The following is a 14,629-nucleotide window of genomic DNA, read 5'->3' as shown; positions in this document are numbered from 1 at the left end:
TTAAAGTTAAACTTCTGTCTTATTTAATTATATTTAGGTTTCCTTTTCGCTATATCATCCTGAAATTGAACATAATTTTCATACCTACTTCTCAACATCGTGCCGCTTTCAAAGGCTGCCTTAACAGCACATTTAGGTTCTTTCAAATGTAAACAACCGCGAAACTTACAATTATCTTGTAAATCAACGAAATCTGGATATAACAAAGGTAATTGTTCCTTAGTAACGTCTACAATGTCAAAAGAAGAAAAACCGGGCGTATCAGCAATCAAATTATTTTGAACCTGATGCAAAGTTACACGCCTAGTAGTGTGCTTACCTCTGCTTAGTGCTTTTGAAACTTCCGCTGTTTCTAACTTTAATTTAGGAGCGATCATATTTAACAAAGTGGATTTTCCAGCCCCCGTTTGACCCATGACTACAACAATTTTTGACTCAAGTGACCCTAAAAAATTGTTTTTGATCACTTTTGGGTCAGCACCATCATAAACAAAACACGAAAAAAACTGCTGGTAATAATCGACCAATTTGGCTAATCGTTGTTTATCTTCTTGTCCCAAGAGATCTGCCTTTGAAAAATAAAGCATTGGAGAAATATTATTGTTGATCAAAGCAGCCAGTTGACGATCTAACAAGTTAGTCGATAACTTTGGTTCTACACAAGCATTAACTACGATCGCTCGGTCAACATTCGCTACTGGCGGCCTGACTAAGCTATTTTTACGAGGCAATATTTTTAATAGATAACCATCATTTTCGTTATCCGTTTTAAATTCTACCCAGTCACCAACGTAGGGACTCTCTTTTTTTTTGCGAAAATTTCCGCGAGCGCGCGTACGGTATACTCGTTGCTCTGACAGTACATCAAAATATCCACTTAAGGACTGAATTATCTGTCCTTTAACCACTTTACTACCTGCCTTTCTTAGCAAGTCCAAATATCAAACACACAGTTTCTCTTTCACATTATATTTACCCTTTAAATATCATTCTGGAGTAACTCCGTCTTTTTCTTCGATCACTTGTCCATCGCGTACAATTTTGTAGGCTCCCTTTTTACCTTCTTCCAGCTCAAAGGGCAGCTTGACTTCTCGATCATCAGTAATGTCTATCGTTTGATAAACATCCTTCAGTTGATGATTCTTATCTTCAACGTAAATTTCAACCTTGTTACTTTCGTCATCATCTTTTTCTTCAAATGGTATCTTGACTGACAAATCAAACTTATCAGTTTTTGGCTCTGATGAAGATGACGAAGTCGAAGAAGAACTCTCACTTGATGATTCCTTTTCCGCGCCGTCAGAGATCGTAACATTGATAACTGCTCCCTGATTTAACTCGGTCCCAGCAGCAGGTTCTTGGCGCATAACTATACCTTTATCATATTTATCAGAATTATCGTGTGTTACGTTTAATGTCAGTCCTTTTTCATCGGCGTAATCTTGCGCACTCTTTAACGTATAGTTTAACAGGTCACGTAACCCAAAACTTTTTGCGCCTTGAGAGACCTGAAAAGTCACTGCTGTCTCAGCCATTACAACTTTTTTATTGGCAGAGATACTTTGAGATTTGATCTCGCCTTTAGCGGTCTTTTGAGAAAATATCTTTTCAGACTGAACAGTGACGCCTCTTTTTTTCAACTCTTTTTTAACTTGAGAATAATTTCTTCCGGTGTAGTCACCAAATTTTTCTTTCTTTGCTCCCTTGGAAACTACCACATCCACAGTAGAACCTTCCTTGACCTCCGTTTTGGCATTAGGTCGTGAACTAATTATTTGGCCAAAATAATAATTATCGTCATGTTTTTTTGTGGTTTTTCCTAATTTTAAATTAGCGTCTTGTAAACGAGCAGTAGCTTCAGAAGTTGTCATACCTTTTAACTGTGGAACAGATGTTTCTTTAGGTATCATCGCATAAGAAAGCCCAGTTCCGATCAAAAGAACGAGTAGGAAACTTAAAATCAGTAGCCACTTCTTTTTTTTACCCCACTTTTTCTGAGCTTTCTTGCTTTTATTTTCTTGAGTAAGAGCATCATTACTTTGTTGCCTATCACTTTCAGAGTGACCGTTATCTGACTTAGACACCAAAACCTTAGTTTCATCATCCTCACCAGCAGGCTGCCACTTACTTTCCTTTGCTCTATCAGGGGATAAGCACGTCTTGAGGTCAGCTGCCATGTCTTCAACAGTTGCATAGCGATCATTTAGATCCTTAGCAGTCGCGTGAAGGACCACATTTTCAAGTGCTTGCGGGATCTTGGGGTCTTCTTGCATAACCGACGACATATCCTCTTTATAGTGCTTCATAATGATCGAGACCGCATTTTCACCACGATAAGGAACATGCCCTGTCAACATCTCAAACAAAATGATCCCTAAAGAATAAACGTCAGTCTGTTTTGTGACGATACTACCTCGAGCTTGCTCAGGAGAAATATAATGTACCGAGCCTATCACAGTATTTGTTTTTGTTAAAGTTGACGAAGAAACAGCAAGTGCGATCCCAAAATCAGTAATTTTTACATTTCCTTCTTGGTCGATCAAAATGTTTTGCGGCTTCAGATCTCGGTGAATGATGCCATGTTTGTGGGCTTCAGCAACAGCTTGCAATATCTGCTGCATGATCTCTAAGACTCTAGTCAGTGAAAAAGGATATTCTTGTTTGATATATTGCTTCAAGTCCATCCCTTTCACATATTCCATTACTAGATACTGGTCGCCATCTTGTTCACCAATATCATAAATAGTAACGATATGTGGATCGGTCAGTTCTGTCAAAGACATCGCTTCGCCCTGGAATCTTTTGACCGCATTCAAATCATCACGCATATCTAAACGCAATAACTTAACTGCGACATAACGCTTAAGTATCAGGTCATATGCGACGTAAACATTAGCCATCCCGCCCTCACCCAAGCCATCAACTATTTTGTAGCGGCCATTTAAAATATACCCTTTCTCCATTAACTGACCTCCTTATTCTCAAAGGAAATCAATAAAACAGTGATATTATCAGCACCACCAGCTTGATTGGCAGTTTTGATCAATTGCTGGCATTTTTCTTCTATAGTTAGCTGTTCTTGCTTTAAGATCGCGGCGATCTGTTCATCATCAACCATATTGGTAAGCCCATCAGTACATAATAGCAACTCACCTGAAACGATCTCGTATAACTTCTGGTCTAGCTGCGCATCTTCTGAAACTCCAAGTGTTCTGGTAATAATATTTTTTTGCGGGTGGATCCGCGCCTGCTCTTTACTGATTTGTCCATTTTTTACCATTTCATTGACTAAGGAATGGTCTTCTGTTAATTGAACAAGAAGACCATCACTGAAAAGATAACAACGGCTATCGCCAATATTTGAGATCAGAAGTCTTTTTTCAAAAATAACTACACAAACCAATGTAGTCCCCATTCCCATCAAAGAATCATTTTGATCAGCTGAATGAAGGATCTTCTCATTTTCTGACCTAGCCTGTTTTTGTAACCAAGAATACGCATCTTTTGGCATGTTAAAATCAGTTTTCCCAAATTCATAGCCAATATTAGAAACAGCCATTTCCGATGCAACTTCTCCTCCTTGATGGCCTCCCAAACCATCGGCAACGATCGCTAAAGATACCCCAACTTGATTTGTAAAAAAGCCCACAAAATCTTCATTCTTTTGTCTGGCACGTCCAACATCACTTAAATAGGAATATTTCACTTCTTACACCTCATTTTTGTTTCAAAAGAGTAGCAATAAAAAAGCCATCCGAACCATAGTCGTCCGGGTAAATTGTTAAGGATAGAGACTTACGGTCGTCTTTTAATTGATACTTAGTTTGTGTTTTGACTTGAACAAAATCTTGGTTTTCCGCCAGAAACTTGTTGATCACTGCCTGATTTTCCGTATTTATGATCGTACAGGTACTATAGGTCAAGCATCCTCCTTTTGTAACTAAAGGAGCGACTGCTTGTAGGATAGCTAACTGGACCTGGGCTAACTTGGTCGTGTCTGCCAGGCTTTTTTCATACTTGATCTCTGGTTTGCGTCTCAATAAACCTAAGCCAGAACAAGGAGCATCGACTAATACCTTGTCAAATGTACCATCAGAATAAACTGCCCCACTTTTTCTAGCGTCTACAGCCCTCGTTGTCACATTTTCACTCAAATGCATCCGATCCACATTTTTTTGGATCAACCGTAATTTGTTTTTATGAATATCGAGAGCTTCGACCTTTCCCTGTCCGCTCAAAGATTCAGCAATTTGTGTCGTTTTTCCGCCTGGAGCTGCGCAAGCATCTAAGACCTGATCATTTGCTTGGACAACCATCGACTCTACGCTTAAACTAGTACTTTCATCTTGCACAGTAACTTGACCGCTTTTATAAGCAGAACTTTGTGGAATAAAGCCTCCCTTTACTAATAAAGAACTGGGAGAAACTTGGCTTTCAAAAACATCGAAGCCTTCGCTTTTTAGAGACTGTTGAACTTTCTTGGTATCAGTGAGTTTCTTATTGATACGAATACTTTGAGCTGGGGTTTGTAAAGTCGCAGTTAATAAAGAACTAGCCTTATCTCTGCCAAGCTCAGCTACCAATTTTTCGACCAGCCACTGCGGTGTACTTGTCTGTATGCTTAACCTTTCATACGGATCTTTGATCTCAGCTATCTTAGGCAAACCTTGGCGAGAAATAGCATGTAAAACTCCTGTGACAAGCCTTCTGGTTCCTTCATGTCCCATTTGTTTGGCAATTTCGATCGCGTCATTAAAAATCGCATGTTGCGGGATACGGTCCAAATATTCTAACTGGTATAGAGAAACTCTTAATAACTGCTTGACCCACAAATCAAGTTTCTGCGGCTTTTTTAAAAAAGGTTTTAGAAAAAAATCCAAAGTCAGCTTATTCTGTATAGTTCCATATACTAAATTCGTGTATAGGCTGACATCGCGCCCATTAAGTTGTCCGGAACCTACAGTTTGATCAACGATCTTATTCGAATAAGAACTTTCTTTTTCGATACGAGTCAAATCACTGACAGCGAGATACCGAGCGCTTTTCTTTATTTTACTTGTCATCTGAGATCAAAACCTGTCCCTTTTCTAGTTTGTCGCTCATTCCGTTTAAATAATCGGTCACTGATAACCGCTGTTTGCCTGCAGGTTGTAATTCGTTGATCTGATATACTGTCCCAGTTGCAGCTGCAACTTTTAGCTGGTGCTTAGTGACCTCAACGACCGTTCCAGGTGCTTGGTTTGTTTGTTCAGCAAGGGAGTCAACATTCCATAATTTCGTCCGTTTGCCGGCAAAATTTTCAAAAAATGCACCCGGGGCCGGGCGTAATGCACGTACTTTGCAATCGATCTGACTTGCAGTCATAGTTAACAAGAGTGTTTCTTGCTCAGGCTTGATCGTTGGTGCAAACACCACTTTAGCTTCATCTTGTGGAGTGGAACTTAACTTCCCGGCTATCAATACTGGTAATTTTTCTAGTAGGAGATCACGACCTAAAAAGCTTAATTTTTCAAACAAACTGCCTGTATCGTCACATAGCTTGATCGGTAATTCTGCTTGTCCAAGCATTTCTCCAGCGTCCATCTTCTTTACCATGTAAATCAAAGTGACCCCCGTCTTATCATCACCATTGAGCAATGAATACTGGACCGGAGCACCACCACGATACTTAGGTAGTAAAGAACCGTGAACGTTCACAGCGGCGATCTGGGCACTATCTAACAACTTCGTCGGTAAAAATTGCCCATAAGCAGCGGTAACTATCAAATCGGGTCTCAGTTCGATAACTCGCTGCATTGCTTGACTACCGCTAATTTTTTCTGGTTGTAACACTTCAATATTATTTTGCACCGCAACATTTTTAACTGGTGAAGAAGTCAAACGATGTTTTCTACCAACTGGACGGTCAGGTTGCGTGACAACTGCTTTAACGTCATATTTTTTTTCTAATAGCCCCTCTAAAATTGGGACTGCAAATTCCGGCGTACCCATAAAAACGATTGAAGTCATAATTTCACGTCCTTATTTCTATAAATAATAATTGCTTATTTTAAATAAAATCGACTGGATCACGATCAATTTTTAACTTGAGGTTATGTTTGGCATCTTTTTGACTATTGAGCAGTAGCTCCTCTAAAAATGCGTCCAAATGTGCTTCTTTTTTATACTTAATGACTAATTGATAATAAAATTTATTGTTGATCCTCATAATAGGTTTGGGGGTCGGTCCAAGTATTACGGCTTGTTTTGACAATATCTGCTTTAACTGCTCGTTGATCTCGAACATTTTTTTAGCAACATCAGCTTCATTGGGCCCACTTGTTACTATTTGTGTAGTAAAGAAATACGGTGGATAACCACCACGATGACGCATATGCATCTCTATACTGAAAAGCTTCTCATAATTTTGTTTTTTTGCAAGCTGGATGGCATAATGTTCAGGGTTAAACGTCTGTATCATGACCTGTCCTAGTTTATCTGCCCGTCCCGCACGACCACTGACCTGCGTCAATAACTGAAAAGTTCTTTCCGCTGAACGAAAGTTTGGCAAGCTCAAGGCAGTGTCAGCATTTAAAACACCGACTAACGTCACATCAGGAAAATCTAAGCCCTTGGCGATCATTTGCGTCCCCAACAATATATCAGCCTGCTTTTCTCCAAACTGACGCAGCATTTTCCCATGTGAGCCCTTACGTTTAGTCGTATCAACGTCCATCCGCAAAATTTTCGTATCCGGCAACAATTGTTGTAGTTCTTGTTCAACTTTCTCCGTACCAGTTCCATAATAACGGATCTTTTTACTCTGACAACTTGGACAAACCTGTGGTATTGATTCTTCGTGTCCGCAATAGTGACACTTCATAGAATGTGTATCCATATGCAGTGTTAATGAAATATCACAATTAGGACACTTGAGCACGAAGCCACATTCCCGACACATAATAAAAGAAGAATATCCCCGTCGATTTAGCATCAAGACTATCTGTTCTTTTCGACTCAGCCTCTGCTTGATAGCATCTAATAAAGGTGTAGAAATATCGACGACTGGAGCACGCTTTAATTCTTGCCTCATATCGACCAACGAAACTTCGGGTAAAGGCTGTCCATTGATCCGCTCATCCAACCGAAGCCACTCATAAACACCTTTTTGAGCTCTAGCCCTCGTTTCCAAGGACGGTGTTGCACTACCCAAAACAACTGGACAATGATGCCACTGTCCCCGTTTTATTGCGACGTCACGCGCATTATATTCAGGCATATCTTCTTGTTTATAGCTGGTTTCATGTTCTTCATCCATAATGATAATGCCAATATTTTCTAGTGGGGCAAAAACTGCCGAACGAGCACCCACCACAACAGTAGCTTCAGTTCTTTCGACCCTGCGCCACTCATCATATTTTTCACCTTCTGACAGGCCACTATGCAAAACAGCGACATTTGAACCAAAACGCGACTTTACTCTGCGAACCATCTGAGGAGTTAATGAAATTTCAGGCACTAGCATCAAAGCCGTTTGCTGTTTTTTCAAAGCACACGCGATAGCATACAGATAAACCTCTGTTTTGCCACTACCAGTTACTCCTTGAAGCAAAAAAACTTTATCTTGCTGTTTGATCACCGCTTGCTCTATTTGAGTCACTGCATTTTGTTGAGCCGGTTTTAATTGCTTGGGCTGTGAGTTTCTAATGGCAGTATTTCGATAAGGGTCGCGATACCTTTCAACCTGTTCTTTTTTTAACCAGCCCTTTTTCTCTCCTTGAGTAAAAATAGCTGCAGACAAACCGGACTGTTTCATAGCTTCTTTTTGTGTCAGTGTTCTCGTACCTAATTTTTCCAAAAACTCTAACAATACTTTAGATTTAACCGCATTTGCACGTAAAGATCTCTTTTGGATCTCCGCTTCCTCAACCGTTAAAAGGTTTTTTATAGCTGTGATTTTTTTTGAGTGCGCACGGTCACGAACTTCGTAAACGACCTCTGCTTTTTTTTCACGGTTTAACTTGGAAAGTTTTTTAAACACCTCCGCTGAAAGCACTTTATTATCAAAGCCCACTTCGTTTTGCTCACCGAATAACTTTTTAATTTCAGCGGAAACATCAGAACTTATGAGTTTGATTTTCTTATGATAACTAGCACGCATTGCTGCTGGAAGCATCACCTGTAAACACGAGATTTTAAATGAAAACGTCCATCTTGCTAGCCAACTGGCCATCTCTAGCATTTCAGTATTTAAGACGGGAGCAAGATCTAATATTTCTTCGATCTCTTTGATCTCAAAAGAAACATCTGGCCGTTTGAAAATAACCTTTGTAGTGTATCCTAAAACTTTTCTGGGACCAAAGGGTACGATCACACGCATTCCGGGAAACACTTGATCTATAAAACCAGTTGGTATTTTGTATGTGTATGGTTGATTTGTTTGCATTGATGGTACATCAACTATTACCTCGGCGAATTGCTCACTCACGTCTTTCCCCTCTTTACATTTTATAAATCGATCAGCTCATTTAAAATTTCACTGGCGATCTTGTCTTTACTTGCTTTCTTAAGCAATTTCGGCTCTTTTTGCGGTCTCAACAGCCGAACCTCATTGTCTGAGGCATTAAAGCCTATATCCTTACGTGAAACATCGTTCAAAACTAACGTATCTAGATTTTTGGCGACCAATTTTTTATTCCCATTCTTCAATAAATTTTCCGTTTCAGCAGCAAAACCAACTAGTCGTTGATGAGTTTTACTGCGTCCCAAACCTGCTAAAATATCTGGGTTAGAAACTAGTTCCAACTGCAACTCTTGACCGTTCTTCTTGATTTTTTGATCTGCGACCTGTTTGACATGAAAGTCAGACACTGCTGCAGCCATAATAACAAAATCATTCTGGTCAAAGTTTTCTTCGATTTGTTGTTGCAATTCCCTTGCAGATACAACATCTATCACATGTACGTTAGTAGGTTTAGCTAAATTTGTCGGGCCACTGACTAAGGTTACACTTGCACCACGATCCGCGGCTTTTTGAGCCAAAGCATAACCCATCTTGCCGCTTGAATGATTCGTTAAATATCTAACAGGATCGATCTCTTCCACTGTTGGACCAGCAGAGATCAAAACATTGACTCCAACCAAGTCTTGCTTAACAATAGCTTGCTTTGTCACCCATTGAAAAATCTCTTCCGGTTCTGGCATTCTACCCTGCCCACTATATCCTTCAGCAAGAAAGCCTGTTGCCGGTGACATGATCGCCGCCCCATCATTTTTCAATATGTCAATGTTTCTTTGAGTAGCTGCCTGTCGCCACATATTTTCATTCATAGCAGGTATCACAAACTTAGGCGCATTTGTAGCTAACAGGGCAGTAGACACAAAATCATCGGCCAGGCCGTTCGCCATCTTAGATACAATATTTGCTGTAGCTGGCACGATCACAGCAAGATCCGTCCAGTCAGCGAGCGCGATATGCGGCACGAATTCCTTAGCGTCTTGTTCTCCGAAATCAATATAAACTTGATGATCAGTTAACACTTCAAATGTCTGGCGGGTCACGAAGCAGCGAGCCATGTCTGTCATTGCGACCCTTACCTCAAAACCTGCTTTAATAAAAGAGCGCACTAACTGTGCCGTCTTATAAACAGCGATGCCACCAGCAATATATACAGCAATATGTTTCTTGCTCACGTTTTTCGTTCCTTTCTGAACCAATATTAACACTTATTGTACCAATTTTAAGCTCAATAAAAAAGTACCCATTACTTTAAGTGAGTTTGAAAAAACGGGTCTTAAAGTAATAAGTACTTAATAAAAGAAAAACTATTGTTTATTAGTATCTGAGATCTTTAAATCTCCTGCTTCGACCTCTTCTAGAGCCCGACCAACATTTTTTTGTGAAGTGTAATCACCCAGCAAAGGCATGGCACCTTCATCAAGTTCATGTGCACGTTTAGCAGCCAGCATAACTAAAGAGTAACGAGAATCTACTTGATCTAATAACTTATCTACTGAAGGATATAAAATCATTTTAAAGCATCTCCTAATTGTTTTTTATAATCCGGCAAGAAACGTTTTACACGCCAACGTTCCGCACGAATTATGGTCTTTATTTTTTCTGCCGCATTTGGGACCTCATCATTAACAACTGCGTAATCATAGTTCTGCATCATTTCGATCTCACCAACAGCTTGATGCATCCGCTTGTCAATAGTTTCTAGATCATCTGTGCCACGATGTACGATCCTCTGGCGTAATTCCATTAGATCTGGAGGAGTTAGGAAAATAAACAAACCATCCGGCACCTTATCTCTGACCTGCATCGCACCTTTAACTTCGATCTCCAAAAAGACATCCTTACCGGTGTCCAACATCTCATTAACATATTTTAAAGGTGTTCCATAATAATTGTCAACATATTGTGCATATTCAAGCATTCCGCCGGTCTTGATCTCATTTTCAAATTCTTCTTTGGAGACGAAATAATAATCCTTGCCATTTACTTCTCCAGGACGCATCTTTCTCGTAGTCATTGAAATTGAATAATCAAAATTATTTCCTGGTTGTGAAAAAATCTCTTTTCTAACAGTCCCCTTTCCCACTCCTGATGGGCCAGAAAGCACGATCAACATTCCTCTTTTAGACATGCACTAAAACTCCTCCAATAAATATTTACCTTTTATCATGCACTTTTTAGCCCCTTTTTTCAAGTATAGGAAACAAGAAACATAATAAAATTATACCGAAAATAATTAGTGAAATTAATTTGTAAGATAAATAGTGCACTGAAATAGTTGATAGATCTATATTTCGAGTAATAATACACAAAAGTAAGTTAAAAAAACCAATTTTTGAACTTGCGTTCGGGAACTTTTGTTCTATAATAGTAAATATAGCAAACAAGTGTTCAAGTAAAACCAGGAGATAAGCCCATGAAATATCATTTCATCACACTACTACAAACAAAGGTCCATTTTTATTTTTACCTTTTACTAAGCAAATTGAACGATTTCTTCGACCCAAGACAAGTCGTAGAACAAGAACAGGCACCTTCAATGCCTGAATTTCAAATTGATTCATTCATCGAAAAAGCGCTCGTAAATAACCTGCCCGTCAAAATCAACTTACAAGCTGGTACACACACTGAGGTCATCGAAGGAGACCTATTCAAAGACATTAGACATCAGGATGCCTTTTTCATGACAACACCAGGAAATCGTAAATTAATTCGTATTATTTTCAAAAAGCAAATCACTGCAGTCTCGCTCAGTGAAAGCTTCAAACCAAAGGTCAACACTGCGAGTTCGCTCGCTCGTCCGTTCAAGTTGAGAAAAACTTCCTAAATAGGAGTAATATAAAACTATTTTTTATCCAGAACATAGGGTATAGCAATTAGCTCATTCTTTTCTGTACCCCATGTTTTTCTTTAACAACTTTCGTACAAAATGCCTCTTATTCACACTTGTAATATGGTAAACTGACAACAGCAAAAGAAAAAATTACTGATCAGTAATTAAAGTGGTGGAAAAAGTGAATAAGAGTAGGATTTTAACAACAAAACAAGTACAAACAGGGTTGCAGAGTACTTTTGGTTTGGAAGTTGAGAAAAACTTGGTCGATTTAACCAGCGGCAAATTGGTGAAAGTACCTTCCAACTTACTTGAGACTAATTTACGGGGTAAAATTAGCCTGGACTTTGCAGCAACACAGCTAGAATTAGCTACTTCTCCTGTCTCAACTATAAACCAGGCTTTAAAACGTTTAGCGTCATTGCAAGAACAGGTGATCACAAAGCTGCCGCAAGATAGTGGTTTATGGCCTTTGAGTATGCCACCGGACTTACCCGAAAAAGAACAACAGATCCCAATAGCGTATTTAGATGAACAACAATATCGCTATCGTTTAGGACTTGCTCGTCATTATGGACGAATAAAGCAGATGATGACTGGCGTTCACGTGAACGTTAGTTTTCCACCCGCATTACTGGCAGAACTATTCGACACTTCAAAGACCAGCTTGTCTTTTCCTAAATTTTGCGATCTTCTATATTGTCGAGTAACTCAATTATTTATCAATAACAGGTGGTTATTGATTTATCTAAATGGGGCGTCGCCTCTAGCTGAGCGGAATTTCGGCTGGCAGACGACCCAGATAATGCGTAGTTTGCATAATAGCCACCAGTACGGTTATTATAACGATCCACTATTTCTAGCAAATTATAGTTCTTTTCAAAAATATAGCCATTCTTTGGAAGATGCAGTCAATTCCGGCTTGATCGATACCGCTAGAGAGTATTACGGTCCTGTTCGACTACGTGGAGAACAAAATGTTGCATATATAGAACTACGTGGGTTTGATCTAGATCCATGGTCAAAGACTGGGGTCTCATCTGCAATGCTTGGCTTCCTTAATGTTTGGCTCTTGTTTCTTTTAGACCAAGCTCTGAAGATGACCGCGAGTCTTTCCACTACCAAATTGATGGCTGCATTACAAGAAGATGACAAAGTCGCCACAGAAGCCCCAAACATGCAATGCCAGTATTATTCTGAGGCTGATGAGCTATTAAATGAATTACAGGATTGGGTAAGAAGTCATGAATTACCAGCAAATATCCAACACATAATTAAACAGGCTTCAAACCTATTCAAAACTCCCGAAAAAACAGCAGCTGCCAGATTGACCAACGCTAGTCACGACCACTCTTTAACCGAATTTTCTTTGACCCAAATGCAATCAAGTAAGCAAAAATAAAAACTTAATTTTAAGTGGTTTGGTCGTCGATGAGTAAGATGAACGTAAAAAAGCACGAAAACTTCCAGTCTTCGTGCTTTTTTATTTGCTGGAAAAATTTAATTCCAGCCTTCGTATATGTCAACGTTAATATTGCTCGAAATATTGTTTTCTTTCCCACTGTGAAACATCTTGCCGGTATGCTTCCCATTCGATCCGCTTACCTTCAAGGAAACTAGAAGCTAGGTGTTCACCCAACGAGTCTATAATAACCTTGTCTTTTTTCAATGCTTTTAATGCATTATGCAATGTAGAAGGTAGATCAACGATATTATTGGAATGCCGTTCTTCTTCAGTCATCACATAAATGTTACGGTCTACAGGCTTAGGAGGGTCAATTTTATTACGTAACCCATCTAACCCTGCCTCAAGAATAGTTGCAATGGCTAAGTATGGATTGGCTGTCGAATCAACACTGCGTAATTCTAAACGAGTTGAAGCTTCCCGTGCAGCCGGAACACGAACCAAGGGTGAACGATTATGTCCAGACCAAGCAACATAAACTGGCGCTTCATAGCCGGGCACCAACCGTTTGTATGAATTAACTAACGGATTAGTAATAGCAGTAAAATTACGAGCATGCTTTAATAATCCACCTAAAAAGTACATAGCGTCTTCAGACAGACCAGATCCCGTAGACGGATCATAAAAAATATTGCCATTTCCATTGAACAACGACATATTAACATGCATCCCTGAACCATTGATACTTGTCAGTGGCTTTGGCATAAAAGTTGCATGTAAACCATGTTTCCGAGCAACCGTTTTTACCACTAACTTGAACAATTGGATGTTATCAGCGGCATGTAAGGCATCAGCGTACTTAAAATCTACTTCATGCTGACCAGGAGCAACCTCATGGTGAGATGCTTCAACATCAAAGCCCAAGCGCTCGAGTTCAAGCACGATCTCACGACGACAGTTCTCTCCTAAATCAACGGGAGCTAAATCAAAATAACTACCTTGGTCATTCAACTTAGTAGTTGGATCGTCCGTCTTTGGATCTAACTTAAATAAGAAAAATTCAGGTTCAGTACCAATGTTAAAATCTGTATAACCCAATTCTTTCATTTCACTTAAAACCCTGATCAAATTGTTACGTGGATCACCCATGAAAGGCGTTCGATCAGAATTATAGACTTCACAGATCACCCCAGCGATCTTACCATATTCACTGCCCCAAGGAAAAATCGTCCAAGTAGACAAGTCAGGATATAACCACATGTCACTTTCTTCAATCCGCACAAAACCGTCTATAGAAGAACCATCAAACATTATTTTGTTGTCCAATAATTTATCTAACTGGCTGACTGGAACTTCAACGTTCTTGATCGTGCCATATAAATCCGTAAACATTAACCGCAAAAACTGAACATTCTCGTCCTTAACGATCCGTCGAACATCATCTTTAGTATACGTTGGTTTTGCCATTTGTATGCTCCTTTGTTTGTTGATCTACAGTTTCTTTTTATGAACAGAAAGTTTATCAGCCCGATCGCCTAATCCACCAACAGCCTTGATCTCTTCACGCAAAATTCGACGAACATCAGTATCAGTCAATGACTTTTGAATTCGTTCTTGCTTTGCGTGCTCTTTTTCTTTTTGCTGTTCATAAATATGTCTGATTCCGGCCATATTTATCCCTTCACTTAAATAATCTTTGATCTCAAGCAGTTGATCCACATTGTTAAGTGAATACATTCTCCGATTACCTTCATTACGTTCGGGAATCACCAACCCCTGCTGTTCATAATACCTAATTTGCCGTGCAGACAAATCAGTCAGTTTCATTACCGTTCCGATCGGTAAGACTGAAAGGGAGCGCCTTAACTCTTTTTCTTTCATAAAATCCCTCCCG

The 14,629-nt window shown here is 39.5% G+C and carries 13 protein-coding genes; 2 read left to right on the top strand and 11 right to left on the bottom strand.

The genetic code is table 11. From position 1 onward, the window contains the following. Positions 1-23: 23 nt before the first annotated feature. From rsgA to gmk, 9 genes are all read right to left on the bottom strand, one after another. Positions 24-908 (bottom strand): ribosome small subunit-dependent GTPase A, encoded by an 885-nt coding sequence (rsgA, locus tag AC3XNE_RS09265; protein WP_489831786.1) that lies wholly within the window; start codon positions 906-908, stop codon positions 24-26. Positions 909-986: 78 nt separating this feature from the next. Beyond that, the gene (gene pknB, locus AC3XNE_RS09260; RefSeq protein WP_489831785.1) at positions 987-2,963 is read right to left on the bottom strand and encodes a Stk1 family PASTA domain-containing Ser/Thr kinase; all 1,977 of its coding nucleotides are present in this window, start codon (positions 2,961-2,963) and stop codon (positions 987-989) included. Continuing rightward, complete coding sequence (locus tag AC3XNE_RS09255) at positions 2,963-3,706, bottom strand: Stp1/IreP family PP2C-type Ser/Thr phosphatase (RefSeq protein ID WP_489831784.1); 744 nt, start codon at positions 3,704-3,706, stop codon at positions 2,963-2,965. Before AC3XNE_RS09255 ends, pknB begins: the two co-directional genes overlap by 1 nt. A 10-nt stretch (positions 3,707-3,716) precedes the next feature. Further along, positions 3,717-5,063 carry a 16S rRNA (cytosine(967)-C(5))-methyltransferase RsmB gene (gene rsmB, locus AC3XNE_RS09250; protein ID WP_489831783.1) on the bottom strand — a complete coding sequence of 449 codons (1,347 nt, stop codon included), beginning with the start codon at positions 5,061-5,063 and terminating at the stop codon, positions 3,717-3,719. Next, positions 5,053-6,009, bottom strand: coding sequence for a methionyl-tRNA formyltransferase (gene fmt, locus AC3XNE_RS09245; RefSeq protein WP_489831782.1), 957 nt, complete (start codon positions 6,007-6,009; stop codon positions 5,053-5,055). The genes rsmB and fmt overlap by 11 nt, the downstream gene beginning before the upstream one ends. Before the next feature lie 40 nt (positions 6,010-6,049). After that, on the bottom strand, positions 6,050-8,467 hold the full coding sequence (gene priA, locus AC3XNE_RS09240; protein WP_489831781.1) for a primosomal protein N': 2,418 nt from the start codon (positions 8,465-8,467) through the stop codon (positions 6,050-6,052). Positions 8,468-8,487: 20 nt separating this feature from the next. After that, entirely contained in the window at positions 8,488-9,672 is a 1,185-nt protein-coding gene (coaBC, locus tag AC3XNE_RS09235; protein ID WP_489831780.1) for a bifunctional phosphopantothenoylcysteine decarboxylase/phosphopantothenate--cysteine ligase CoaBC, read from the bottom strand. Between the two features lie 132 nt (positions 9,673-9,804). Next, positions 9,805-10,011 (bottom strand): DNA-directed RNA polymerase subunit omega, encoded by a 207-nt coding sequence (gene rpoZ, locus AC3XNE_RS09230; protein WP_489831779.1) that lies wholly within the window; start codon positions 10,009-10,011, stop codon positions 9,805-9,807. Further along, on the bottom strand, positions 10,008-10,628 hold the full coding sequence (gene gmk, locus AC3XNE_RS09225; RefSeq protein ID WP_489831778.1) for a guanylate kinase: 621 nt from the start codon (positions 10,626-10,628) through the stop codon (positions 10,008-10,010). The genes rpoZ and gmk overlap by 4 nt, the downstream gene beginning before the upstream one ends. 285 nt (positions 10,629-10,913) lie before the next feature. Here gmk and AC3XNE_RS09220 point away from each other — a divergent pair, with 285 nt between their 5' ends. Both AC3XNE_RS09220 and AC3XNE_RS09215 read left to right on the top strand, forming a co-directional pair. Continuing rightward, the gene (locus AC3XNE_RS09220) at positions 10,914-11,324 is read left to right on the top strand and encodes a hypothetical protein (protein ID WP_489831777.1); all 411 of its coding nucleotides are present in this window, start codon (positions 10,914-10,916) and stop codon (positions 11,322-11,324) included. A 187-nt stretch (positions 11,325-11,511) separates the two neighbouring features. After that, positions 11,512-12,732, top strand: coding sequence for a glutamate-cysteine ligase family protein (locus AC3XNE_RS09215; RefSeq protein WP_489831776.1), 1,221 nt, complete (start codon positions 11,512-11,514; stop codon positions 12,730-12,732). A 126-nt stretch (positions 12,733-12,858) separates the two neighbouring features. On the opposite strand, the gene glnA is transcribed toward AC3XNE_RS09215, so the two are convergent. Continuing rightward, positions 12,859-14,202, bottom strand: coding sequence for a type I glutamate--ammonia ligase (glnA, locus tag AC3XNE_RS09210; RefSeq protein WP_489831775.1), 1,344 nt, complete (start codon positions 14,200-14,202; stop codon positions 12,859-12,861). 24 nt (positions 14,203-14,226) lie between these two features. Then, positions 14,227-14,616 (bottom strand): MerR family transcriptional regulator, encoded by a 390-nt coding sequence (locus AC3XNE_RS09205; protein WP_489831774.1) that lies wholly within the window; start codon positions 14,614-14,616, stop codon positions 14,227-14,229. Positions 14,617-14,629: the final 13 nt, after the last annotated feature.

The organism is Ligilactobacillus sp. JN-6 (Y).1 (assembly GCF_058111525.1).
Note: the sequence above shows the minus strand (reverse complement) of the source record. Positions and strands in the feature narration are given on the sequence as shown.